This window comes from Kitasatospora sp. LaBMicrA B282 (assembly GCF_050325825.1).
Lineage (GTDB): Bacteria > Actinomycetota > Actinomycetes > Streptomycetales > Streptomycetaceae > Kitasatospora.
This window is the reverse complement of record NZ_JBNQTI010000014.1, coordinates 19,200-43,845: the sequence shown is the minus strand read 5'-3', so window position 1 is coordinate 43,845 and position 24,646 is coordinate 19,200. Positions and strand designations below refer to the sequence as shown.

Here is a 24,646-nt window from a genome sequence, read left to right as displayed (position 1 = left end):
CCGGCCCGGCCCCCGCCGCGGCCCAGCCCCGTTCACCCCAGCTCTGACACCAGGAGAAGCCCGATGGGCAAGAACGTCGTGGTCTTCGACTACGGATCCGGCAACCTCCGCTCCGCCCAGCGGGCGGTGGAGCGCACCGGCGCCAGCGTGACCGTCACCTCCGACTTCCAGCAGGCGCTGGACGCCGACGGCCTGCTGGTGCCGGGCGTGGGCGCCTACGAGGCCTGCATGCGCGGGCTCAAGGCGGTGCGCGGCGAGCAGATCATCGGCCGCCGGCTGGCCGGTGGCCGCCCGGTGCTCGGCATCTGCGTGGGCATGCAGATCCTCTTCGAGCGCGGAGTGGAGCACGGCGTGGAGACCGCCGGCTGCGACGAGTGGCCCGGCACGGTCGAGCCGCTGGAGGCGCCGATCATCCCGCACATGGGGTGGAACACGGTCAGCTGGCCCGAGCGCAGCCGCCTCTTCGCGGGCCTCGACCCGCAGACCCGGTTCTACTTCGTGCACTCCTACGGGGTGCGGCGCTGGGAGCTGGAGATCACCAACGAGAAGATCAACGCCCCGCTGGTCAGCTGGACCACGCACGGGCAGCCCTTCGTCGCCGCGGTGGAGAACGGTCCGCTCTGGGCCACCCAGTTCCATCCCGAGAAGTCCGGCGATGCCGGCGCCGCGCTGCTGACCAACTGGGTCGACACCCTCTAGTACCCCGCCGACCTCACTTCCTAAGGTTGAACAGAATGAGCCGCCTCGAACTGCTCCCCGCCGTCGACGTCCGCGACGGCCAGGCCGTCCGCCTGGTCAAGGGCGCCTCCGGCACCGAGACCACCTTCGGCGAGCCGCTGGCCGCCGCCCTGGCCTGGCAGAGCGCCGGCGCCGAGTGGCTGCACCTGGTCGACCTGGACGCGGCCTTCGGCACCGGCACCAACCGCGAGCTGCTGCGCGAGGTGACCGGCCGCCTCGACATCAAGGTCGAGCTCTCCGGCGGCATCCGCGACGACGAGTCGCTGGCCGCCGCGCTCGCCACCGGCTGCACCCGGGTGAACCTGGGCACCGCCGCCCTGGAGACCCCGGACTGGGTCGCCAAGGTGATCGCCGAGCACGGCGACAGGATCGCGGTCGGCCTGGACGTGGTCGGCACCACGCTGCGCGGCCGCGGCTGGACCAAGGACGGCGGCGACCTCTACGAGGTGCTGGCCCGCCTCGACGCCGAGGGCTGCGCCCGCTACGTGGTCACCGACGTCAACCGGGACGGCACCCTGACCGGCCCCAACCTGCAGCTGCTGCGCGACGTCTGCGCCCGCACCGACCGCCCGGTGGTCGCCTCCGGCGGCGTCTCCTCGCTGGACGACCTGCGGGCGATCGCCACCCTGGTGCCCGAGGGTGTCGAGGGCTCGATTGTGGGCAAGGCCCTCTACGAGCAGAAGTTCACCCTCGAAGAGGCGCTGGAGGCTGTGTCATCGTGACGGACCGTCGGATCGTGCGCGGCAGGGTGTCCGGTTTCTCCCCCTGGGAGGAGGAGTTCGGCTACGCGCGGGCGGTCGCGGCCGGCGACCACGTGCACGTGGCCGGCTGCACCGCCTGGGTCGAGGGCCGGATCGAGCGCGAGGGCGACCCCTTCACGCAGACCCTGACCTCCTTCGGCATCGGCCTCGCGGCCCTGGCCGCGTACGGTCTGACGGTGGACCACGTGGTCCGCACCCGGATGTACATCACCCACGTGCGCGACGCCGAGGAGGTCGGCCGGGCGCACAAGCAACTCTTCGACGTGGTCCGGCCGGTGGCCACCATGGTGGTGGTCGAGGGGCTGATCGACTCGCGGATGATGGTCGAGGTGGAACTCGACGCCTACCGCGCCGGACTGGCGCAGACCCTGGAAGGAACGAGCCGGTGACGCTCGCGGTACGTGTGATCCCCTGCCTGGACGTCGACGCGGGCCGGGTGGTCAAGGGCGTCAACTTCCAGAACCTGCGCGACGCCGGTGACCCGGTGGAGCTGGCCCGGGCCTACGACGCCCAGGGCGCCGACGAGTTGACCTTCCTCGACATCACCGCCTCGTCCGGCGACCGGGAGACCACCTACGACGTGGTGCGCCGCACCGCCGAGCAGGTCTTCATCCCGCTCACCGTGGGCGGCGGCATCCGCTCGGTCGAGGACGTGGACAAGCTGCTGCGGGCCGGCGCCGACAAGGTGGGCGTCAACACCGCGGCGATCGCCCGGCCGGAGCTGGTCCGGGAGATCGCCGAGCGGTTCGGCCGCCAGGTGCTGGTCCTCTCGGTGGACGCCCGCCGGGTGCAGGACGGCACGAAGACCCCTTCGGGCTTCGAGGTGACCACCCACGGCGGGCGCCGCGGCACCGGCCTGGACGCGGTCGAATGGGCCGAGCGCGCCGCCGAGTTGGGGGCCGGCGAGATCCTGCTCAACTCGATGGACGCGGACGGCACCAAGGACGGCTACGACCTGGCGATGATCCGCGCGGTGCGCGAGCGGGTGGCCGTGCCGGTGATCGCCTCCGGCGGTGCGGGCAAGCTCGCCGACTTCGCCCCGGCGGTGGCCGCCGGCGCGGACGCGGTGCTGGCGGCCTCCGTCTTCCACTTCGGCGACCTGCGGATCGGCGACGTGAAGGACGCGCTGCGCGAGGCCGGGCACCCGGTCCGCTGACGCCTTCGGCGGTGCGTCACTGCTTGAGCGGGGCGGTCAGCTTCGGGCCGCCCACCGCGTGCGAGGCGGCCAGCAGGCAGGTCGCGTCCCGGTAGCCCTGCTGGTAGTAGGCCAGCGAGGGCTCCAACTGCAGCGGGTACCAGGTCCCGCCGCCCTGCTTGGCCTCCCAGGCGAGGGCCACCGGCGTGCAGGCCTTCACCAGCGCCATGCCCAGCTGGCTCTCCTTGGTCAGCCCGTCCGGCAGGGTGGGGTTGCCGATCGCCTCGGCGTCGTGCGGGGTGGCGCAGTCCTGGCCCTGCGGCACGGTGATCACCGGGCTCAACTGCGGGTCGTCCAGGCAACTGCCCACCGGGTACCAGGGGTAGGGCAACTGCTTGCTCGGGCTCGGCGACGGGGTGGGGGAGTGGCTGGCGGCGGGCGAGGGGCTGGGCGGCGGGGCGGCGGCCGGGCGCCTGGTGGCGGGCCACAGCAGTGCCGCGGTCACCGCGCCGGCGGTGAGCAGCAGCACCACGGCGAGCGCGAGCAGCGGGCCGGAGCGGCGGGCAGGCTGGGTCATGCGCACCAGAATCCCGCAGCCCGGGCACGGGCGTGGGGCAGTTGCCACAACTGCCCGTCCACGGATCGACGACCGCCCGTCCACGGATCGACGACCGCCCGTCCACGGATCGGCGTGGTGCCTCGGCCGGGCCCCGGGCCTGCCACAATGTCGGCATGTCTTCCGTGTCACCGTCCGTTCCCGGGGAGCCCGCCGCTCCCGGCAGCACCGCCCTCGACCCGGCCGTCGCGGCCCGTCTCAAGCGCACCGAGGACGGCCTGCTGCCCGCCGTCGCCCAGCAGTACGACACCGGCGAGGTGTTGATGCTCGGCTGGATGGACGACGAGGCGCTGCACCGCACCCTGACCACCGGGCGCTGCACCTACTGGAGCCGCAGCCGGCGCGAGTACTGGGTCAAGGGGGACACCTCGGGGCACTACCAGCACGTCAAGTCGGTGGCGCTGGACTGCGACGGGGACACCCTGCTGGTCCGGGTCGACCAGGTCGGCGCGGCCTGCCACACGGGGGCCAGGACCTGCTTCGACGAAGACGTGCTGCTGGCCGGCTGAGCCCGGCCGCCGCCCCGGCCCCGGCTGCCGAGTCCGACCGCCGCCCCGCCCCAGCTCGCCGTCTCCGCCCGCCGCCTCCGCCCGCCCCGACAGATCGGTGCCCGCCCGATGGACCTCGAAGCGTTCCGCAAGCTCGCCGCCGACACCCGGGTCATCCCGGTCACCCGCCGGCTCCTGGCGGACGGCCTCACGCCGGTCGGCCTCTACCGCAGCCTGGCGGGCGAGCGGCCCGGCACCTTCCTGCTGGAATCGGCGGAGCAGGGCCGCAGTTGGTCGCGCTACTCGTTCGTCGGAGTGCGCAGCGCGGCCACCCTGACGGTCAACCCGGACGGTGCCGCCCGCTGGCTCGGCACCCCGCCGGTCGGCATCCCGCGCAGCGGCGACCCGCTGGAGGTGCTGCGCGCCACGCTGACCGGGCTGCACACCCCGCGGCACACCGACGACGGCCTGCCGCCGCTCACCGGCGGCATGGTCGGCTACCTCGGCTACGACATCGTGCGCCGGCTGGAGAAGCTGCCCGACCTCAACCCGGACGACCTCAAGCTGCCCGAGCTCACCATGCTGCTCGCCACCGACCTCGCGGTGCTCGACCACGTCGACGGCACGGTGCTGCTGATCGCCAACGCGGTCAACCACAACGACCTGGCCAGTGGCGTCGAGGCGGCCTACGCGGACGCGGTGGCCCGCCTGGACGCGATGGAGGCGGAGCTCGCCAAGCCGGTCGACCCGGGGCTGGCCGCCTTCACCCCCACCGGCGCCACCGCGAGCTCCCCGTTCGGCGGTGCGCCCTACCAGGCCGCGGTGGAGCAGGTGAAGGAGCGGATCCGGGCCGGCGAGGCGTTCCAGGTGGTCCCCTCGCAGCGGTTCGAGGCGCCCTGCCCGGCCTCCGCGCTGGACGTCTACCGGGTGCTGCGGACCAGCAACCCCAGCCCGTACATGTACCTGTTCCGCTTCCCCGGCCCGGACGGCGGCGCCGAGGGCGGCTTCGACGTGGTCGGCTCCAGCCCGGAGGCGCTGGTCAAGGTGACGGAGGGGCAGGCGATGGTGCACCCGATCGCCGGCACCCGGCACCGCGGCGCCACCCCGCAGGAGGACGCCGACCTGGCGGCCGAACTGCTCGCCGACCCCAAGGAGCGGGCCGAGCACCTGATGCTGGTCGACCTCGGCCGCAACGACCTGGGCCGGGTCTGCACCCCGGGCAGCGTCGAGGTGGTCGACTTCATGTCGATCGAGCGCTACAGCCACGTGATGCACATCGTCTCCACGGTGACCGGGCAGGTCGGCGAGGGGCGCACCGCCTTCGACGTGCTCACCGCCTGCTTCCCGGCCGGCACCCTGTCGGGCGCCCCCAAGCCGCGCGCGATGCGGATCATCGAGGAGCTCGAACCCACCCGCCGCGGCCTCTACGGCGGCTGCGTCGGCTACCTGGACTTCGCCGGCGACGCCGACACCGCGATCGCCATCCGCACCGCGGTGCTGCGCGACGGCACCGCCTACGTGCAGGCCGGCGCCGGCGTGGTCGCCGACTCCGACCCGGTCGCCGAGGACACCGAGTGCCGCAACAAGGCCGCCGCCGTGCTGCGCGCCGTCGCCACCGCGAACACCCTGCGGGCGCCGGTATCGTGAGCAGCGGTGGCACTGCAGCTCACTGGAGGAGGCGGCGGGCATGACCGCGATGAGCACGGAGAGCGCCTGGGATCTTTACAGGGGCATCGACTTCCCACGGGGTTTTCGGGTCGAGATTACGGACGGGAAGATCATCATGACTCCGCAGGGGGAGAAGCAGTGGAAGGTCATCTTCAGGGCGGCGCGCCAGATTGAGGACCAACTGGCCGGCCACGGGGAGTTCCTCTCTGACGTCCCGGTGGACTTCCCATCGAGTCTCTACGGCTATGCGCCAGATCTCGCGATCGTCACGCCTGGCGCGGAGCACAACAGCCGTGGTCGTTACGAATGGCACGACCTGGACGCCGTCCTGGAGGTCGTCTCCCCCTCCAGCGGGGACAACGACTTCGTCAAGAAGGTCAAGGTCTACGCCGAGTGCGCCATCCCGCTCTACGTGGTGATCGACCCGGCCACCGCGCTCTGCACGGTGCACAGCGCGCCGCAGTCCACCGGTGCCTACGACTCGATCGAGCAGGTTCCGTTCGGGGAGGACTTGGTTCTGCCGCTTGACGGGCGGACCATCACGATCAACACCGACGGCTTCCCCCGCGACTGAGCACCACCCGGTGTGTGATCGTGCGGGCGGCCGGGGGATAGTGGACGGATGACTGCCACACCGCCGCCCGCCCCCGCCCGATCCGCCGCCGACCGGCGCAGCCTGCTGGGGATGCTGCTGCTCACCGGCGCCGGGGCGGGGCTGGTGCTGCTGGCCGTGGGCCGGACCTGGATGTCCGGGCAGATCAAGGGGCTGGCGGTGAGCGCCTCCGGGAGCCAGGTGTCGGGGCTGCCGCAGGCGCTGGCGCTGGTCGGGCTGGCCTCGGCGGTGGCGATCTTCGCGGTGCGCGGGATCGGGCGCACGGTGGTCGGTGCGCTGGTGCTGCTGGCCGGCCTCGGCGCGGCGCTCTCGGCGGGGCTGGGGGCGAGCGGCAGCGGGGCGGTGGACAGCGAGGCGGCGCGCAAGCTCGGGCTGCTGGGCGCCACCGCGGAGCACGTCAGCCACACCGCCTGGCCCTGGGTGGCGCTGCTGGGCGGTCTGCTGCTGGCGGCGGCCGGCCTGCTCACCGTGGTGCGCGGGCGGGCCTGGCCGAGCATGGGCGCCCGCTACGAGGCCCCGGCCGGCAAGCCGGCGCCGCGCACCGCCGGTGCCGCGCCCGCGAGCAGCCCGGCCGACCTGTGGAAGGCGCTGGACCGCGGCGAGGACCCCACCGCGGTCTGAACCGGCCCGCCGCCCGAGGACCCCGCGACCGCCCGGCGAGTGCCCCGCGAGCGCGCTTCCGGCGGCGCCGCGGACCCGCACGGCCCTGCCCGGCGGCGGGCAGCGTCAACCGTGACCGTCCTCACCCGGACCCGGCTTTGGGGCGCGCAGCAGCGTCCGCAACAATGGAGGGTGACAATCCTCCGAGGCCGGCATCGACCCCCGGTAGGACCGCAGAACCAAGGAGTACCTAGATGTCGTCGCAAGCCCACGGACACACTCCCGCCGCCTGGACCGGGTCGGCCATCATCTTCCTCGGCTTCTGCGTCAGCGGTGCCGCAATGATCATGGCTTCGGTCCCGCTCTTCTGGGTCGGCGTCGCGGTCATCGTGATCGGCGGCGTGGTCGGCAAGGCGATGTCGATGGCCGGCATGGGCAAGGGCCCGAACCACGAGGTCGAGGCCGTGCTGGCCGAGCTCCGTGCCAAGGCCGCCAAGGGCGAGGTCCCGGCGCAGGCCGCGGAGGCCGCCGCCGTCGCCGCCCACTGACGGCGCACTCCCGCAGCACCCCGGTCCCGCTGCGTTCGCACCAACTCGGCGGTGCCGCCACCCGCGCGGCGGATCCGGCCACCACCCGAACGGGGGCAGAATCACCCCCGTGACCGCCCCCAGCACCCCCGCCGGCCCGACCCCGCCGGTCCTGCGCCGGCTGGCCCGCCCGCTGGCCGCCCTCGCCGCCGTCTCGCTGCCCACCCTGTACGTCTCGGCGGTCGACCCGAACCGCCCGGGCCACTACCCCACCTGCCCCTTCCTCCAGGCCACCGGCTGGTGGTGCCCCGGCTGCGGCGGGCTGCGCTGCGTGCACGCGCTCACCCGCGGCGACCTGACCGCGGCCTGCCACGACAACCTGCTGGCCGTGCTGCTCTTCGCGGTGCTCGGGGTGTACTGGCTGCGCTGGCTGGCCGCCGCCGTGACCGGTGGGCAGCCGCCGCGCCCGGCCCTCGGCCGCGGACGGGTGATCGTGTTGGTGCTGGTCCTGCTGGTCTTCACCGTGGTCCGCAACCTGCCGGGCGGCGCCGGTTTCGCCCCGCCGGCGGTCTGAGCCGCGGGCGGCGCGGCGACCCGGCGGCCGTTCCGCTCCGCGAGACGCGCGCCGTGCGGATGCGCCCCCCGCGCCCCGGTGCCGATACCATCGACAACGCCGCCAGCGGCGGATCCGACCGGATCCGCGCCGACGGCGGCACCGACCGGCTGACAGACTCGATGGGGGCCACCCGCGCATGAGCGTGCTCGACCAGATCATCGCCGGGGTCCGCGAGGACCTCGCGGAGCGGCAGGCCCGGGTCTCGCTGGACGAGCTGAAGGAGCTCGCCGCCAAGGCGCCGGACGCCAAGGACGGCGTCGCCGCGTTGCGCGGCGACGGGGTCCGGGTGATCTGCGAGGTCAAGCGGTCCAGCCCGTCGAAGGGTGCGCTGGCCGCGATCGCCGATCCGGCCGCCCTCGCCGTGGACTACGCGGCCGGCGGCGCAGCCGCGATCAGCGTGCTCACCGAGCAGCGCCGGTTCGGCGGTTCGCTGGCCGACCTGGACGCGGTCCGGGCCGCGGTGGACACGCCGCTGCTGCGCAAGGACTTCATCGTCACCGCCTACCAGCTCTGGGAGGCCCGGGCGCACGGCGCCGACCTGGCGCTGCTGATCGTGGCCGCGCTGGAGCAGTCGGCCCTGGTCTCGCTGATCGAGCGGGCCGAGTCGATCGGCCTGACCCCGCTGGTCGAGGTGCACGACGAGGAGGAGATCCGCCGTGCGGTGGACGCCGGCGCGCGGATCATCGGGGTGAACGCCCGGAACCTGAAGACCCTGGAGGTCGACCGGGACACCTTCGGCAACGTGGTGCACGCGATCCCGGACCACATCGTCAAGGTGGCGGAGTCCGGCGTCCGCGGCCCGCACGACCTGATCGCCTACGCCAACCAGGGCGCCGACGCGGTGCTGGTGGGCGAGTCGCTGGTGACCGGCAAGGATCCCAAGTCGGCCGTCGCCGACCTGGTGGCCGCCGGCGCCCACCCGGCCCTGCGGCACCCGAAGGACTGAGCGCCGCCCGATGCCCCTCGCCTCCCACCGCCCCGCCGCCCGCTCGGGCACGGCCACGCCCCCGCGCCTCGGTGGCGCGCTGGGGCGCGGTTGCCGCCCGCGCGGTTGCCGCGCGCCCGCGCGTCGGGTGCTGGGCCGGCGGGTGCGGTACGTGATCGGCTGCGAGCCGGGCCAGGTGCCCGGGCGGCGATGGCGCCGGACGGACCTCGACTGAGTCCCGTTCGTCCGTTCACCATCACACCCAGGATTTGGCATGTCTGAATTGTCAGGAAATCCGACCGGGCCGCAGGTCCCGGATGCCCGCGGCTACTTCGGTGCCTACGGCGGTCGCTTCATCCCGGAGGCGCTGATCGCCGCCGTCGAGCAGGTCGCCGAGGAGTACGAGAAGGCCAAGCACGACCCGGCCTTCGCCGCCGAGCTCGACCTGCTGCTCAAGGACTACACCGGCCGTCCGAGCCCGCTCACCGACGTCCACCGGTTCTCCGCCGAGGCCGGCGGCGCCCGGGTGCTGCTCAAGCGCGAGGACCTCAACCACACCGGCTCGCACAAGATCAACAACGTGCTCGGCCAGGCCCTGCTCACCCGCCGGATGGGCAAGACCCGGATCATCGCCGAGACCGGCGCCGGCCAGCACGGCGTGGCCACCGCCACCGCCTGCGCGCTCTTCGGCTTCGACTGCACCATCTACATGGGCGAGGTGGACACCGAGCGCCAGGCGCTCAACGTCGCCCGGATGCGGATGCTCGGCGCCGAGGTGGTGGCCGTCAAGTCCGGTAGCCGCACCCTGAAGGACGCGATCAACGAGGCCTTCCGCGACTGGGTGGCCAACGTCGACAACACCCACTACCTGTTCGGCACGGTGGCCGGCCCGCACCCCTTCCCGGCGATGGTGCGCGACTTCCACCGGGTGATCGGCGTCGAGGCCCGCCGCCAGGTGCTGGAGCGCACCGGCGAGCTGCCGGACGCCGTGGTCGCCTGCGTCGGCGGCGGCTCCAACGCGATGGGCATCTTCCACGAGTTCATCCCGGACGCCGGCGTGCGGCTGATCGGCTGCGAGGCCGCCGGCGAGGGCGCCGAGACCCCGCGGCACGCGGCCACCCTGACCAAGGGCGACCCGGGCGTGCTGCACGGCGCCCGCACCTACGTGCTGCAGGACGAGGACGGCCAGACCATCGAGAGCCACTCGATCTCGGCCGGCCTGGACTACCCCGGCGTGGGCCCCGAGCACGCCTGGCTCAAGGACACCGGGCGGGCCGAGTACCGCCCGGTCACCGACGACGCCGCGATGCAGGCGCTGCGCCTGCTCTCCCGCACCGAGGGCATCATCCCGGCCATCGAGAGCGCCCACGCGCTGGCCGGCGCCCTCGACCTGGGCCGCGAGCTGGGCCCGGACGCCACCATCCTGGTCAGCCTGTCCGGCCGCGGCGACAAGGACATGCACACCGCCGCCCAGTACTTCGGCCTCTACGACGACGCCCAGGGGGAGCAGCGATGACCGCGGAGCCCGGCACCACCAAGCTCAGCGGCATCCTGGCCGCGACCAGAGCAGCGGGCCGCGCCGCCCTGATCGGCTACCTGCCGGCCGGCTTCCCGACCGTGGACGGCGGCATCCGGGCGATCGACGCGCTGCTCGAGGGCGGCTGCGACGTGGTCGAGGTCGGCCTGCCGCACTCCGACCCGGTGCTGGACGGTGCCACCATCCAGACCGCCGACGACATCGCGCTGCGCGGCGGGGTGCGGATCAAGGACGTGCTGCGCACCGTGCAGGAGGTGGCCGGCGCCCACCCGGCGGCCGCGGTGCTGGTGATGACCTACTGGAACCCGGTCGACCGCTACGGCGTGGCCCGGTTCGCCGCCGATCTGGCCGCGGCCGGGGGAGCGGGCGTGATCCTGCCCGACCTGCCGGTGGAGGAGTCCGCCGGGTGGCGGGCGGCGGCGGCCGAGCACGGGCTGGACACCGTCTTCGTGGTCGCCCCGAGCAGCCAGGACAAGCGGCTGGCCGAGGTCACCGCGGCCGGCAGCGGCTTCGTCTACGCGGCCGCCGTGATGGGCGTGACCGGAACCCGGGCCCAGGTCGGCGAGCTGGCCGAGGACCTGGTCGCCCGCACCCGGGCCGTCACCGAGCTGCCGGTCTGCGTCGGCCTCGGGGTCTCCAACGCGGACCAGGCCGCCCAGGTGGCCGGCTTCGCCGACGGGGTGATCGTCGGCTCGGCCTTCGTGCAGCGGATCCTGGACGCGGACGGCGACGAGCCGGCCGCGCTGGCGGCGGTCCGCGAGCTGGCCGGCGAGCTGGCCGCCGGCGTGCGGCGCGGCTGACCGGCGCGCGACCTGCTTCAGCGCTCCACCCGACGGCCCGTCATCCGCTATGCGGTGGCGGGCCGTTCGGCATTTTCGCCACCGGCGTGTCGGCCCGAACGGGTGAATCCGCACGGCCTGACGTGTCATCACCGGGCCCGGACCGTTGCACCGGATGCGGCTGCGGGAATGGTTCGGGCCGTTGCCGTTCGTGTACTCACTCGACCGGATCGTGATCGACCGGAGGGAGCGCCGCCGTGGTCGGCCTGCACCGTGGGGTCCTGCTCAGGGCCGCTGCCGCCGCGCTGGTGCTGGCCGCGGCGTTCGGGGGCGAGCATGCGGTGGGCCACGCGCTGGCCAAGCGGGGGGCCGAACTGACGGCCCGGCACCACGAGATGGAGCAGGCCTCGCACGATCCGGGGCGGTCCGTCAAAAGGGACAGATGACTCATCGTCCCTCATTCGGGTGAATCGGTCAGTTGTGCAGCAATTGGAGTAAACAGCCACAATCCCCTACGGTTCATCAGGTGGCTCCGGCGGGCAGCGCGCCCCGGGCGGACGACTGCCGGACGGATGACGGAGAGGGGTGGCACGTGGTGGCCGAGAGCGAACCGGTCGCGCGGCGCCGGGCGACGGGCTCGGCCTTCGAGTGGCTGAGCACCGCGGTCCGGCTCGGGCTCGCGGTGGTCTGGGCCTGGGCGGGGCTGGCGAAGGTCTCCGACCCGGCGGTGGCCGCCCAGGCGGTGCGCGCCTACCGGATCCTGCCCGAGTCACTGGTCAAGCCGGTCGGCTACGGCCTGCCGTTCCTGGAACTGGCGCTCGCGCTGCTGCTGCTGGTGGGCCTGGGGGTGCGGGCGGTCGCGGTGATCTCCGCGCTGCTGCTGCTCACCTTCATCGCCGGCATCGCCTCCACCTGGGCGCGCGGCATCGCGATCGACTGCGGCTGCTTCGGCGGCGGTGGTGCGGTGGCCGCCTCGCAGACCGAGTACCTGCAGGAGATCCTGCGCGACATCGGCTTCCTGCTGATGGCGCTGTGGCTGGTGGTCCGGCCGCGTTCCAAGGCCTCGGTGGACGGCTGGCTCGCGCTGTAACCCCCGCCCCGCAGCCCGCCCCGGCTCGAGCGCCCGCCCCGCGTCGCAGCTTGCCCCCGCCCCGCAGCCCGCCCCCGCTTCGCATTCCGGAAGAGACGAAGAGACACAGAAGACATGAGCGAGAAGAACCGAGACGGCAAGCGCACGGCCCGCGAGCGGATGCGGGATGAGCGCGCCGCCCACGAGTCCAAGGTCGCCCGCCGCAAGAAGCTGGCGGTGATCGGCTCCGTGCTGGCGGTGCTGGCGATCGCCGCCGGGGTCGGCTTCGCCGTGCAGAACAGCCGCTCCAGCTCGGACACCCCGAAGGCCGCGCCGGCCGGCACGATCGGCAACAAGAACCTGGTGATCCCCGACGGCCCGGCCAACGCCCCCGCCACGCTCACCGTCTACGAGGACGCGCGGTGCCCGGCCTGCGGCGCCTTCGAGCACCAGTTCGGCTCCACCGTCGACCAGTTGCAGGACCAGGGCAAGCTCTACGGCAACTACCACATCGTCTCGTTCATCGACCGGCACGACGGCGGCAAGGGCTCCAAGAACGGCGCCAACGCGCTGGGCTGCGCCCAGGACGCGGGCTACTTCCGCGCCTACCACGACGTGCTCTACAAGAACCAGCCGGACGAGACGGTCGACCCCTGGAAGGACAAGTCCCAGCTGATCGCCCTGGCCAAGCAGGTCCCGGGCCTGGACTCGCCGACCTTCGAGGCCTGCGTCAACACCAACAAGTTCGGCAGCTGGGTGTCGGCCGTCGAGCAGGACTTCGACAAGTCCGGCTACACCTCCACGCCCACCATCCTGCTCAACGGCAAGCCGATCTACCCGAAGAACGGTGACGAGGAGATCAGCCCCGACAACCTGGTGAAGTGGGTCAACGAGGCCGCCGCGGGCAAGCCGCTGGGCACCACCGGCAGCGCCTCGGCCAGCCCGGCGCCCACCAGCACCGCGGTCGAGGTCGACCCCAACCAGTCCCCGGCGAGCTGACCACCCGTCAGCGCCGGTCGGCGGCACCGTCCGCCGGCACCACCCGCGGCCCCGCCGGACCACCGTCCGGCGGGGCCGACGCGGTAGCGTCTGAGGTGCCATGAACGTCGCCTACCTGCCGAGCCCGTCGCAGGGCGTGGTCCACCTCGGACCGGTCCCGCTGCGCGGCTACGCCTTCTGCATCATCATCGGGGTCGCCGTCGCGGTCCGGCTCGGCAGCAGACGCTGGGTGGCACGCGGCGGGGCCGGGCACACGGTGGGCGACATCGCGGTCTGGGCGGTGCCGTTCGGCCTGCTCGGCGGCCGGCTGTACCACGTGATCACCGACCACCAGCTGTACTTCGACCCGGGCCGGGACCCGTGGAACGCGCTGCGGATCTGGCAGGGCGGGCTCGGCATCTGGGGGGCGATCGCGCTGGGCGCGGTCGGCGCCTGGATCGGCTGCCGCCGCCGGGGCGTCCCGCTGCCCGCCTACGCCGACGCCATCGCCCCCGGCATCGCGCTGGCCCAGGCCTGCGGCCGCTGGGGCAACTGGTTCAACCAGGAGCTGTACGGGCGGGCGACCACGCTGCCCTGGGGCCTGCACATCCACAAGGTGAACCCGGACGGCACGGTCACCGACGGGATCTTCCAGCCGACCTTCCTCTACGAGTCGCTCTGGTGCGTGGGCGTCGCGCTGCTGGTGCTGTGGGCCGACCACCGCTTCACCCTGGGGCACGGCCGGGCCTTCGCGCTCTACGTCGCCGCCTACACGGTCGGGCGGGCCTGGATCGAGTACCTGCGGATCGACGAGGCGCACCACGTCCTCGGGCTGCGGCTGAACGACTGGACCTCGCTGGTGGTCTTCCTGGCGGCGGTGGCCTACCTGGTGGTGGTCGGGCGCCGCCGGCCGGGCCGGGAGGAACCGGGGACGGTCGACCCGGCGGCCGCTGCCGAGGCGTCGCCTGCGGGTGATGCGGCGACCGAAGGTGACGCAACGAGCTCACTTTCCCGGCCGTTCTGACGAAGTCGCAGGTCAGCGAGGTAAGCCAGGGCTTGCTTGCTGGAAAGTGTCATCCCATCCGATTACTTTCGGAGCGTGAGTAAGCCCTGGCGGCGGCACCGCGCTCACGGCTGCTCGCCGTGCCCGGAAGCGTCCGAAGTGGGGGACACCAGCGACTGAAGGGCGTGCAGCCATGAGTGTGACCGTGACCGGACCGATCGTCGGCGAACCGGCGCAGCCGCGGGTGCCGGCCGAGGGGCACCACCGGGACGTCAACGGCGGCTGGCTGCGGCCGGCGATCTTCGGCGCGATGGACGGCCTGGTCTCCAACTTCGCCCTGATGACCGGCGTGGTCGGCGGCTCCGCCGGCCACAGCACCGTGATCCTCACCGGGCTGGCGGGGCTGGCCGCCGGCGCCTGCTCGATGGCGGCGGGGGAGTACACCTCGGTGGCCTCGCAGCGCGAGCTGGTCCAGGCGGAGATCGAGGCCGAGCGGATCGAGCTGCGCCGCAACCCGGAGGGCGAGCTGGCCGAGCTGGCTCAGGTCTACATAGCCCGCGGGGTGGAGCCGGAGTTGGCCCGCGAGGTGGCGCGCCAGCTGACCCGGGACCCCGAGCAGGCGCTGGAGGTGCACGCCCGCGAGGAGCTGGGGGTGGACCCGCACGACCTGCCGAGCCCGCTGGTGGCCGCCGTCTCCTCGTTCGCCTGCTTCGCGCTGGGGGCGCTGCTGCCGCTGCTGCCCTACCTGCTGGGGGCGACCACGCTGCTGCCCGCGCTGGTGCTGGCGGTGCTCGGGCTGTTCGGCTGCGGTGCGGTGGTGGCCCGGGTGACCGCGCGCAGCTGGCTGTTCAGCGGGCTGCGGCAGCTGGTGCTGGGCGGCGGCGCGGCCGGGGTGACCTTCCTGCTGGGCTGGCTGATCGGCGGCCACGTCGGCTGACCTGCGCTGACGGCCTGTCAGCAGTGTGTGTAACATCACCCACACCTCTGCATAGTCATGCAGAACCTTGCTGCGAGGCGCTGTCGACCATCGGTCCAGCGCCTCGCGGCATCCTGCGGGGCTGGAATCCCAGGTGACCTGCTCCGGCGTTCGAGTCGTCCGGGTTTCCCCACTGTTTCGTCCGTGGAGCCGCGGGGCAGACTGGTGGGGCGTGCGGCTGGGCGAATGTCCCCCCAGAGCCGCGACCACCGATCGGCAGGGACCCCTGACCCCTGGGGCCCTGTCCGCCATGTGGACCAGAAATTCCACTGTTCGGGATTTGCGGCATCATGTAACTTGCACGAACTCGCAGAGGGCCAACGTCGTCCCTGTTGCAACTTGCACCTTTTGCCAAAGACGACGACGGGAGAGCCGATGCTGTCTGCATCCATGCACTCCGCACACGAGCCGCAGGGCAGCAGCCGCTCCCCGTACGCGCTCGTTCCGGATGCGCGACCTGCTGCTCAGGGCCTGTACGACCCGCGAAACGAGCACGACGCCTGCGGCGTCGGCTTCGTCGCCACGCTGACCGGCATCGCCGACCACACCATCGTCGAGCAGGCGCTCACCGTCCTGCGCAACCTGGAGCACCGCGGTGCCACCGGGGCCGAGCCCGACTCCGGCGACGGCGCCGGCATCCTGACCCAGATCCCGGACGCCTTCCTGCGCGCCGTGGCCGGCTTCGAGCTGCCCGCCGCCGGCGCCTACGCGGTCGGCATCGCCTTCCTCCCCGACGAGGACGCCGCCGACGCCACCGCGGTCGCCGCCATCGAGGCGATCGCCGCCGAGGAGGGCCTGACCGTCCTCGGCTGGCGCGCGGTCCCCACCGCCCCCGACCTGCTGGGCGCCACCGCCCGCTCGGTGATGCCGCGCTTCCGCCAGCTCTTCGTGAGCTCGCCCGCGGGCGCGGACGGCGTGGTGCTGGACCGCCTCGCCTTCGTGCTGCGCAAGCGCGCCGAGCGCGAGGCCGGGGTCTACTTCCCCTCGCTCTCCGCCCGCACCATCGTCTACAAGGGCATGCTGACCACCGGCCAGCTGGAGCCCTTCTTCCCCGACCTGTCGGACCGGCGCTACGCCTCCGCGCTCGGCCTGGTGCACTCGCGCTTCTCCACCAACACCTTCCCGAGCTGGCCGCTCGCCCACCCCTACCGGTTCGTCGCCCACAACGGCGAGATCAACACCGTCAAGGGCAACCGGAACTGGATGACCGCGCGCGAGTCGCAGCTGGCCACCGACCTGATCCCGGGCGACATCAGCCGGATCTTCCCGATCTGCACCCCGGACCACTCCGACTCGGCGTCCTTCGACGAGGTGCTGGAGCTGCTCCACCTGGGCGGCCGCTCGCTGCCGCACTCGGTGCTGATGATGATCCCGGAGGCCTGGGAGAACCACGCCACCATGGCCCCGGCCCGGCGCGCCTTCTACCAGTACCACTCCAACCTGATGGAGCCCTGGGACGGCCCGGCCTGCGTCACCTTCACCGACGGCACCCAGATCGGCGCCGTGCTGGACCGCAACGGCCTGCGCCCGGCCCGGTACTGGATCACCGAGGACGGCCTGGTGGTCCTCTCCTCCGAGGTCGGCGTGCTCGACCTGCCGCAGGAGAGCGTGGTCAAGAAGGGCCGGCTGCAGCCCGGCCGGATGTTCCTCGTCGACGTCGCCGAGCACCGGATCGTCGAGGACGAGGAGATCAAGGCCAAGCTCGCCGACCAGCACCCCTACGAGGAGTGGGTGGCCGCCGGTCAGATCGAGCTGGCCGAGCTGCCCGAGCGCGAGCACATCGCGCACACCCACGCCTCGGTCACCCGCCGCCAGCAGACCTTCGGCTACACCGAGGAGGAGCTGCGCGTCATCCTCGCGCCGATGGCCCGCACCAGCGGCGAGGCGCTCGGCTCGATGGGCACCGACTCGCCGATCGCCGCGCTCTCCGAGAAGCCCCGGCTGCTCTTCGACTACTTCGTGCAGCTCTTCGCCCAGGTCACCAACCCGCCGCTGGACGCGATCCGCGAGGAACTGGTCACCTCGCTGCTCAGCAACATCGGCCCCGAGAGCAACCTGCTGGCCGCCGACGCCGCGCACTGCCGCTCGGTCGGCATCACCTTCCCGGTGATCGACAACGACGAGCTGGCCAAGCTGATCCACATCAACGCCGACGGCGACCAGCCCGGCCTGAAGGCGGTCACCCTCTCCGGCCTCTACAAGGTCTCCGGCGGCGGCGCGGCGCTGGCCGCCCGGCTCGCCGAGATCGCCGCCGAGGCGGACGCGGCGCTCGCCGACGGCGCCCGGATCCTCGTGCTCTCCGACCGCCACTCGGACGCCGAGCACGCCCCGATCCCCTCGCTGCTGCTCACCTCCGCGGTGCACCACCACCTGATCCGCACCAAGCAGCGCACCAAGGTCTCGCTGCTGGTCGAGGCCGGTGACGTGCGCGAGGTGCACCACGTGGCGCTGCTGATCGGCTACGGCGCCAGCGCGATCAACCCCTACCTGGCCATGGAGTCGGTCGAGGACCTGGTCAACCACGGCACCTTCCTGACCGGCATCGAGCCCGAGAAGGCGATCCGCAACCTGATCAAGGCGCTCGGCAAGGGCGTGCTCAAGGTGATGTCCAAGATGGGCATCTCCACCGTCGCCTCCTACCGCGGCGCGCAGGTCTTCGAGGTCATCGGCCTCTCCCAGGAGACCGTCGACGCCTACTTCGCCGGCACCACCAGCAAGCTGGGCGGCATCGGCCTGGAGGAGATCGCCAAGGAGACCGCGGCCCGCCACGCCAAGGCCTACCCCGCCTCCGGCATCCCCGCCGCGCACCGCGCGCTGGAGATCGGCGGCGAGTACCAGTGGCGCCGCGAGGGCGAGCCGCACCTGTTCGACCCGGACACCGTCTTCCGGCTCCAGCACGCCACCCGCAGCCGCCGCTACGACATCTTCAAGCAGTACACCGACCGGGTGAACGAGCAGTCCGAGCGGCTGATGACGCTGCGCGGCCTGTTCAAGCTCGACGGCACGGCCCGCACCCCGATCCCGGTCGAGGAGGTCGAGCCGGTCTCCGCGATCGTCAAGCGCTTCTCCACCGGCGCCATGTCCTACGGCTCCATCTCGATGGAGGCGCACGAGACCCTGGCCATCGCGATGAACCGCCTCGGCGGCAAGTCCAACACCGGCGAGGGCGGCGAGGACCCGGAGCGCCTGTACGACCCGCAGCGCCGCTCGGCGATCAAGCAGGTCGCCTCCGGCCGGTTCGGCGTCACCAGCGAGTACCTGGTCAACGCCGACGACATCCAGATCAAGATGGCCCAGGGCGCCAAGCCCGGCGAGGGCGGCCAGCTGCCCGGCCACAAGGTCTACCCGTGGGTCGCCCGCACCCGGCACTCCACCCCGGGCGTCGGCCTGATCTCGCCGCCGCCGCACCACGACATCTACTCGATCGAGGACCTGGCGCAGCTGATCCACGACCTCAAGAACGCCAACCCCGAGGCCCGGATCCACGTCAAGCTGGTCTCCGAGGTCGGCGTCGGCACGGTCGCGGCGGGCGTCTCCAAGGCGCACGCGGACGTGGTGCTGGTCTCCGGCCACGACGGCGGCACCGGCGCCTCCCCGCTCACCTCGCTCAAGCACGCGGGCGGCCCCTGGGAGCTCGGCCTGGCCGAGACCCAGCAGACCCTGCTGCTCAACGGGCTGCGCGACCGGATCGTGGTGCAGACCGACGGCCAGCTGAAGACCGGCCGCGACGTGGTGATCGCCGCCCTGCTCGGCGCCGAGGAGTTCGGCTTCGCCACCGCCCCGCTGGTCGTCTCCGGCTGCATCATGATGCGGGTCTGCCACCTGGACACCTGCCCGGTCGGCGTGGCCACCCAGAACCCGGTGCTGCGCGAGCGCTTCTCCGGCAAGCCCGAGTTCGTCGTCAACTTCTTCGAGTTCATCGCCGAGGAGGTCCGCGAGCTGCTGGCCGAGCTGGGCTTCCGCTCGATCGAGGAGGCCGTCGGCCACGCCGAGCTGATCGACACCGGCGCCGCGATCGACCACTGGAAGGCCGCCGGGCTCGACCTGGCCCCGCTCTTCCACGTCCCCGAGCTGCCCGCCGGTGCCGCCCGGCACTGCACCACCAGCCAGGACCACGCCCTCGACAAGGCGCTCGACAACCAGCTGATCGAGCTGGCCGAGGACGCCCTGGAGCGCGGCGAGGCGGTCCGGATCCAGCTGCCGATCCGCAACGTCAACCGCACGGTCGGCACCATGCTCGGCCACCAGGTGACCAAGCGGTACCGCGGCGCCGGCCTGCCCGAGGGCACCATCGACGTGACCTTCACCGGCTCCGCCGGCCAGTCCTTCGGCGCCTTCGTGCCGCACGGCGTCACGCTGCGGCTGGAGGGCGACGCCAACGACTACGTCGGCAAGGGCCTGTCCGGCGGCGTGATCGTGGTCCGCCCGGCCCGCGACGCGGCCGCCCTCGGCAACGACGCCCAGCACCACGTGATCGCCGGCAACACCATCGGCTACGGCGCCACCGGCGGCCGGATCCACCTGCGCGGCAAGGCCGGCGAGCGGTTCGCGGTCCGCAACTCGGGTGCCACCCTGGTGGTCGAGGGCGTCGGCGACCACGGCCTGGAGTACATGACCGGCGGACGGGTGGTGATCCTCGGCGAGACCGGCCGCAACCTGGCGGCGGGCATGTCCGGCGGCATCGCCTACGTGCTGGACCTGCGCCCGGCCAACGTCAACGGCGGCATGGTGGGCATCGAGGCCCCCGACGCCGCCGACCGCGACTGGCTGCGCGAGACCGTGCAGCAGCACTACGAGGAGACCGGCTCGACGGTTGCCGCCGAGCTGCTGGCCGACTGGGGCAGCGGGGTCTCCCGCTTCTCCAAGATCATGCCGACCGACTACAAGGCTGTGCTCGCCGCCAAGGACGCCGCTGAGCGCGATGGACTCTCCGAGTCCGAGACCACTCGCAAGATGATGGAGGCGGCTAATGGCTGACCCCAAGGGCTTCCTGACCACGCCCAAGCAGCTGGCCGAGCGCCGCCCGGTGGACGTCCGCCTCCGGGACTGGAACGAGGTCTACGTCGAGCGCAGCCTGCTGCCGATCATCACCAAGCAGGCCGGCCGCTGCATGGACTGCGGCATCCCGTTCTGCCACAACGGCTGCCCGCTCGGGAACCTGATCCCCGAGTGGAACGACCTGGCCTGGCGGGACGACTGGAAGGGCGCCATCGAGCGCCTGCACGCCACCAACAACTTCCCGGAGTTCACCGGGCGGCTGTGCCCGGCGCCGTGCGAGTCGGCCTGCGTGCTCGGCATCAACCAGGACGCGGTGACCATCAAGAACGTTGAGGTCACCATCATCGACAAGGCCTGGGACAACGGCGGGGTCACCCCGCAGGTGCCCGAGCGGCTGTCCGGCAAGACGGTCGCCGTGGTCGGCTCCGGCCCGGCCGGCCTGGCCGTGGCCCAGCAGCTCACCCGGGCCGGGCACACCGTGGTGGTCTACGAGCGGGCCGACCGGATCGGTGGCCTGCTGCGCTACGGCATCCCCGAGTTCAAGATGGAGAAGCGCCACATCAACCGCCGCATCGAGCAGATGCGCGCGGAGGGCACCCGGTTCCGCACCGGCGTGCACGTCGGCGAGGACATCACCGGCCAGCAGCTGCGCGAGCGCTTCGACGCCGTGGTGGTCGCCGCCGGCGCCACCACCGCCCGCGACCTGCCGGTGCCCGGGCGCGAGCTCAAGGGCATCCACCAGGCGATGGAGTACCTGCCGCTGGCCAACAAGGTGCAGGAGGGCGACTACGTCGAGTCGCCGATCAGCGCCAAGGGCAAGCACGTGGTGGTGATCGGCGGCGGCGACACCGGCGCGGACTGCGTCGGCACGGCGCACCGCCAGGGAGCGCTCTCGGTCACCCAGCTGGAGATCATGCCGCGGCCCGGCGAGGACCGCCCGGCCCACCAGCCCTGGCCGACCATGCCGCTCACCTACAAGGTCACCTCCGCCCACGAGGAGGGCGGCGAGCGGATCTACGCCGTCAACACCACCCACTTCACCGGCTCCGCCCCCGAAGAGGGAGAAGCAGTCGGCCAGGTTCAGGAGCTGCACCTGGTCGAGGTAGAGTTCAGGGACGGTCGGTTCGAGCCGATCGCCGGGACCGAGCGCTCGATCCCGGCGCAGCTGGTCACCCTGGCCATGGGCTTCACGGGAACGGACGTGAAGAACGGCCTGGTCGAGCAGCTCGGCGTCGAGCTGGACGCCCGCGGCAACGTCGCCCGGGACGGCAGGTTCGCCACCACCGTGGACGGGGTCTTCGTCTGCGGCGATGCCGGACGCGGACAGTCGCTGATCGTCTGGGCGATCGCGGAGGGCCGCTCGGCCGCCGCCGCGGTCGACGCGCACCTCGGTGGCAAGTCCCCGCTGCCCGCCCCGATCCGTCCGACCGACCGGCCGCTCGCCGTCTGAGCAGCCACCCACGCCACCCAGGGAAAAACCCTCCCGCACACCGCCCGTGGTTTCCGCGGGCCGCTCGAAATCGTTGAACCGTCAGCGCCGCCGGTCCCCAACGGAGCGTCAGAACGGCGCCTGCCCCTCCCCGACCAAGTGGGGGCAGGCGCCGTTTGGCATGGTGCGGCGTTCGGCATGGTGCAGCGTTCGGGATGGTGCGGCAGCCCCACAGCTGGGTGAACTCACAGCTTCCAGGCCGTGATTGTGTCACCCCGGCGTGGCAGACTGCGCCCCGGAAGGGTCCCCGAACAGGAGCGAGCGAGGATGAGCGGCGGTACCGGTCAGACCGGCAACGGCGTGACGGTCCGGCGGCTGCTGCTGGGCTCCCAGCTGCGCCGACTGCGCGAGGCCCAGGGCGTCACCCGGGAGGACGCCGGCTACGAGATCCGCGCCTCCGAGTCGAAGATCGGGCGGATGGAGCTGGGCAGGGTCAGTTTCAAGGAGCGCGACGTCGCCGACCTGCTCACCCTCTACGGCGTGAGCGACCCCGCCCAGCGCACCGAACTGCTCTCCATGGTCCGCGCCGCCAACGCCACCCCCTGGTGGCACGGCTACGCCGACGTGGTGCCCGGCTGGTTCCAGAGCTACCTCGGCTTCGAGGAGGCGGCCGGCACCATCTCCAGCTACGAGGTGCAGTTCGTCCCCGGCCTGCTGCAGACCGAGGAGTACGCCCGCGCCGTGGTCCGGCTCGGCGCGCAGGGCGCCCCCGCCGAGGAGATCGAGCGCCGGGTCGAGGTGCGACTGCGCCGCCAGCAACTGCTGACCGCGGCCAACGGCCCGACCCTGTTCACCGTGATCGACGAGGCCGCGCTGCGCCGCCCGTGCGGCGGCCGCGAGGTGATGCGCGGGCAGCTGACCCACCTGCTCGCGCTGGCCGAGCAGCCGCGGATCCGCCTGCAGGTGCTGCCGCTCGGCTTCGCCGGCCTGGGCGCCGAGACCGGCGCGTTCTCGCTGCTGGCCTTCCGCGAGCCCGACCTGCCGCCGGTGGTCTACCTCGAGCAGTTCACCACCGCGCTCTACGTGGACCGGCCGCGCGAAGTCGCCGAGTACGTCGACTCGCTGGAGCGGCTGCGGGCCGAGAGCCTGGGGCCGGAACGCAGCGCGGTGCTTCTGCGGAGTCTGCTTCAAGGCGCCTGACATATCAGTAGGATGATCCCCAGTCAGCTTGTGTGAAGGGGAGCCAGGTGTCGCACTTTTCGGAACTCGCCCTGCAGTACATCGACGGTGAATGGCGCCAGGGCAGCGGCTCCTGGGAGATCGTCGACATCAACCCCTACAACGGCGAGAAGCTGGCCTCGATCACCGTGGCCACCGTCGCCGAGGTCGATCAGGCCTACCGGGCGGCCGAGCGGGCCCAGCAGATCTGGGCCGAGACCAACCCCTACACCCGCCGGCAGGTCTTCGAGCGGGCCCTGCGGATCATCGAGGACCGCGAGCAGGAGATCACCGAGACCATCATCGCCGAGCTCGGCGGCACCCGCCTCAAGGCCGCCTTCGAGCTCTCGCTGACCAAGGACATGCTCCGCGAGGCGATGCAGCTGGCGATCCGCCCCGAGGGCCGGATCCTGCCCTCCCCGGTGGACGGCAAGGAGAACCGCCTCTACCGGCTGCCGGTCGGCGTGGTCGGCGTGATCAGCCCGTTCAACTTCCCGCTCTTCCTCTCCATGAAGCCGGTCGCCCCCGCGCTCGCGCTCGGCAACGGCGTGGTCCTCAAGCCGCACCAGGACGCCCCGATCGTCGGCGGCACCCTGATCGCCAAGATCTTCGAGGAGGCCGGGCTGCCGGCCGGGCTGCTCAACGTGGTGGTCACCGACATCGCCGAGATCGGCGACGCGCTGCTGGAGCACCCGGTCCCCAAGGTGATCGCCTTCACCGGCTCGGACCGGGTCGGGCGCCATGTGGCCACCGTGGCCGCCTCGCACTTCAAGCGCTCGGTGCTGGAGCTCGGCGGCAACAGCGCACTGATCGTGCTGGACGACGCCGACCTGGACTACGCGGTGGACGCCGCCGTGTTCAGCCGCTTCGCCCACCAGGGCCAGGTCTGCATGGCCGCCAACCGGGTGCTGGTGGACCGCAGCGTGCTGGCCGAGTTCACCGAGAAGTTCGTCGCCAAGGTCGGCTCGCTGACCGTCGGCGACCCGGCCGACCCGGCCACCCAGATCGGCCCGCTGATCAACACCACCCAGGCCGACGCACTGGGCGCCCAGGTCGACCAGGCGCTCGCCGACGGCGCCACCGCGCTGCTGCGCGGCACCACGGTCGGTACCCTGATGGCCCCCGTGGTGCTCACCGACGTGGCCCCCGGCGCCCCGATCCTGCAGCGCGAGCTGTTCGGGCCGGTGGTCCTGCTGGTCCCCTTCGAGGGCGAGGACGAGGCGGTCACGCTCGCCAACAACACCCCGTTCGGGCTCAGCGGCGCCGTGCACACCGCCGACGTGGAGCGCGGCGTGCGGGTGGCCAAGCGGATCGAGACCGGCATGATCCACGTCAACGACGGCACCATCCACGACGAGCCGATCGTGCCGTTCGGCGGCGAGAAGAACTCGGGCGTGGGCCGGCTGAACGGCGAGGCCACGGTGGAGGCCTTCACCACGGTCAAGTGGATCTCGATCCAGCACGGGCGCAGCCGCTTCCCGTTCTGAGCGCGACCCCGGGTGCCGGGGCGGGTGGCTGCCGGGGCGGCCGCCGGCGGTGGCGGGGCGGGCCGCCGTCGCCGACCAGGTGAAGCCGGACAGAGCTGGACATACCATCGCTAGATAGGAACGTCGATGGGAGGCCAGGGATGACCAAGCGACCCACGGCCAAGGCCGGCAGCAAGCTCCGCCGCGGCACCCAGGACCTGCTGGAGCGCCGCGGCATGGCCAGCCGCGTCAGCGGCAAACCGCGCCCCTTCGGCCCGCTCCTGCACACCGGAACCGGCGCCGGCGGCCCCGCCCCGGCCGGCTACGGCACCTACGCCGCACTGGCCGGCGAGGCACCGTTCAGCCACGGCGGCCGGCGGGCGCCCGAGGAACGCGCCCACGCCGGCGCGCTGCCCGCACACGCCGAACTCAAGGGCCACCGGCACCGCGGCGCGGAGAAGCACTCCGCGCACTAGCCGCGACAGCGGGCGATCCGGACGCACCCC

25 protein-coding genes are annotated in these 24,646 nt (G+C 72.6%); 24 read left to right on the top strand and 1 reads right to left on the bottom strand.

Annotated elements, in window-relative coordinates; all coding sequences use genetic code 11:
* Nucleotides 1-63: 63 nt before the first annotated feature.
* Genes hisH through hisF form a run of 4 tightly spaced genes read left to right on the top strand, consistent with a single transcriptional unit; the run spans nt 64 to nt 2,655 of the window.
* Complete coding sequence (gene hisH / locus ACQRUO_RS06930) at nt 64-699, top strand: imidazole glycerol phosphate synthase subunit HisH (protein WP_428314848.1); 636 nt, start codon at nt 64-66, stop codon at nt 697-699.
* Between the two features lie 35 nt (nt 700-734).
* On the top strand, nt 735-1,460 hold the full coding sequence (priA, locus tag ACQRUO_RS06925; protein WP_428314847.1) for a bifunctional 1-(5-phosphoribosyl)-5-((5-phosphoribosylamino)methylideneamino)imidazole-4-carboxamide isomerase/phosphoribosylanthranilate isomerase PriA: 726 nt from the start codon (nt 735-737) through the stop codon (nt 1,458-1,460).
* 14 nt (nt 1,461-1,474) lie between these two features.
* Nucleotides 1,475-1,888, top strand: a complete 414-nt coding sequence (locus ACQRUO_RS06920; protein ID WP_428314846.1) for a Rid family hydrolase — start codon at nt 1,475-1,477, stop codon at nt 1,886-1,888.
* Nucleotides 1,885-2,655 carry an imidazole glycerol phosphate synthase subunit HisF gene (hisF, locus tag ACQRUO_RS06915; protein WP_428314845.1) on the top strand — a complete coding sequence of 257 codons (771 nt, stop codon included), beginning with the start codon at nt 1,885-1,887 and terminating at the stop codon, nt 2,653-2,655. Before ACQRUO_RS06920 ends, hisF begins: the two co-directional genes overlap by 4 nt.
* 16 nt (nt 2,656-2,671) lie before the next feature.
* Here hisF and ACQRUO_RS06910 read toward each other — a convergent pair whose 3' ends face one another.
* Entirely contained in the window at nt 2,672-3,211 is a 540-nt protein-coding gene (locus ACQRUO_RS06910; RefSeq protein WP_428314844.1) for a hypothetical protein, read from the bottom strand.
* Nucleotides 3,212-3,366: 155 nt separating this feature from the next.
* Here ACQRUO_RS06910 and hisI point away from each other — a divergent pair, with 155 nt between their 5' ends.
* From hisI to ACQRUO_RS06810, 20 genes are all read left to right on the top strand, one after another.
* A complete protein-coding gene (gene hisI / locus ACQRUO_RS06905) occupies nt 3,367-3,759 on the top strand; it encodes a phosphoribosyl-AMP cyclohydrolase (protein ID WP_428314843.1) in 393 nt (130 codons plus the stop codon).
* Nucleotides 3,760-3,867: 108 nt separating this feature from the next.
* Nucleotides 3,868-5,385, top strand: a complete 1,518-nt coding sequence (locus tag ACQRUO_RS06900) for an anthranilate synthase component I (protein WP_428314842.1) — start codon at nt 3,868-3,870, stop codon at nt 5,383-5,385.
* Nucleotides 5,386-5,425: 40 nt separating this feature from the next.
* Entirely contained in the window at nt 5,426-5,980 is a 555-nt protein-coding gene (locus ACQRUO_RS06895) for a Uma2 family endonuclease (protein WP_428314841.1), read from the top strand.
* A gap of 48 nt (nt 5,981-6,028) precedes the next feature.
* Nucleotides 6,029-6,640, top strand: coding sequence for a TIGR02234 family membrane protein (locus ACQRUO_RS06890; RefSeq protein ID WP_428314840.1), 612 nt, complete (start codon nt 6,029-6,031; stop codon nt 6,638-6,640).
* A 233-nt stretch (nt 6,641-6,873) separates the two neighbouring features.
* Nucleotides 6,874-7,167, top strand: coding sequence for an HGxxPAAW family protein (locus ACQRUO_RS06885; protein WP_428314839.1), 294 nt, complete (start codon nt 6,874-6,876; stop codon nt 7,165-7,167).
* A gap of 109 nt (nt 7,168-7,276) precedes the next feature.
* Nucleotides 7,277-7,720, top strand: a complete 444-nt coding sequence (locus ACQRUO_RS06880; RefSeq protein ID WP_428314838.1) for a DUF2752 domain-containing protein — start codon at nt 7,277-7,279, stop codon at nt 7,718-7,720.
* A 178-nt stretch (nt 7,721-7,898) separates the two neighbouring features.
* The gene (gene trpC, locus ACQRUO_RS06875) at nt 7,899-8,708 is read left to right on the top strand and encodes an indole-3-glycerol phosphate synthase TrpC (protein WP_428314837.1); all 810 of its coding nucleotides are present in this window, start codon (nt 7,899-7,901) and stop codon (nt 8,706-8,708) included.
* 10 nt (nt 8,709-8,718) lie between these two features.
* Complete coding sequence (gene trpM, locus ACQRUO_RS06870; protein ID WP_428314836.1) at nt 8,719-8,922, top strand: tryptophan biosynthesis modulator TrpM; 204 nt, start codon at nt 8,719-8,721, stop codon at nt 8,920-8,922.
* 39 nt (nt 8,923-8,961) lie between these two features.
* A complete protein-coding gene (gene trpB / locus ACQRUO_RS06865) occupies nt 8,962-10,203 on the top strand; it encodes a tryptophan synthase subunit beta (protein ID WP_428314835.1) in 1,242 nt (413 codons plus the stop codon).
* Nucleotides 10,200-11,024, top strand: coding sequence for a tryptophan synthase subunit alpha (gene trpA, locus ACQRUO_RS06860; RefSeq protein WP_428314834.1), 825 nt, complete (start codon nt 10,200-10,202; stop codon nt 11,022-11,024). Before trpB ends, trpA begins: the two co-directional genes overlap by 4 nt.
* Nucleotides 11,025-11,260: 236 nt before the next feature.
* Entirely contained in the window at nt 11,261-11,449 is a 189-nt protein-coding gene (locus tag ACQRUO_RS06855; RefSeq protein WP_428314833.1) for a hypothetical protein, read from the top strand.
* 149 nt (nt 11,450-11,598) lie between these two features.
* Nucleotides 11,599-12,093 (top strand): MauE/DoxX family redox-associated membrane protein, encoded by a 495-nt coding sequence (locus ACQRUO_RS06850; RefSeq protein WP_428314832.1) that lies wholly within the window; start codon nt 11,599-11,601, stop codon nt 12,091-12,093.
* A 114-nt stretch (nt 12,094-12,207) separates the two neighbouring features.
* A complete protein-coding gene (locus tag ACQRUO_RS06845) occupies nt 12,208-13,071 on the top strand; it encodes a DsbA family protein (protein ID WP_428314831.1) in 864 nt (287 codons plus the stop codon).
* A 100-nt stretch (nt 13,072-13,171) separates the two neighbouring features.
* Entirely contained in the window at nt 13,172-14,074 is a 903-nt protein-coding gene (gene lgt, locus ACQRUO_RS06840) for a prolipoprotein diacylglyceryl transferase (protein WP_428314830.1), read from the top strand.
* Between the two features lie 172 nt (nt 14,075-14,246).
* Complete coding sequence (locus ACQRUO_RS06835) at nt 14,247-14,990, top strand: VIT1/CCC1 transporter family protein (RefSeq protein WP_428314829.1); 744 nt, start codon at nt 14,247-14,249, stop codon at nt 14,988-14,990.
* Nucleotides 14,991-15,419: 429 nt separating this feature from the next.
* Nucleotides 15,420-20,006 carry a glutamate synthase large subunit gene (gene gltB, locus ACQRUO_RS06830; RefSeq protein ID WP_428314828.1) on the top strand — a complete coding sequence of 1,529 codons (4,587 nt, stop codon included), beginning with the start codon at nt 15,420-15,422 and terminating at the stop codon, nt 20,004-20,006.
* Nucleotides 19,999-21,477 carry a glutamate synthase subunit beta gene (locus ACQRUO_RS06825; RefSeq protein ID WP_428314827.1) on the top strand — a complete coding sequence of 493 codons (1,479 nt, stop codon included), beginning with the start codon at nt 19,999-20,001 and terminating at the stop codon, nt 21,475-21,477. The genes gltB and ACQRUO_RS06825 overlap by 8 nt, the downstream gene beginning before the upstream one ends.
* Nucleotides 21,478-21,783: 306 nt before the next feature.
* Nucleotides 21,784-22,656 (top strand): helix-turn-helix domain-containing protein, encoded by an 873-nt coding sequence (locus ACQRUO_RS06820; RefSeq protein WP_428314826.1) that lies wholly within the window; start codon nt 21,784-21,786, stop codon nt 22,654-22,656.
* Between the two features lie 47 nt (nt 22,657-22,703).
* Entirely contained in the window at nt 22,704-24,161 is a 1,458-nt protein-coding gene (locus ACQRUO_RS06815; RefSeq protein WP_428314825.1) for an aldehyde dehydrogenase family protein, read from the top strand.
* Between the two features lie 140 nt (nt 24,162-24,301).
* Complete coding sequence (locus tag ACQRUO_RS06810) at nt 24,302-24,616, top strand: hypothetical protein (protein WP_428314824.1); 315 nt, start codon at nt 24,302-24,304, stop codon at nt 24,614-24,616.
* Nucleotides 24,617-24,646: the final 30 nt, after the last annotated feature.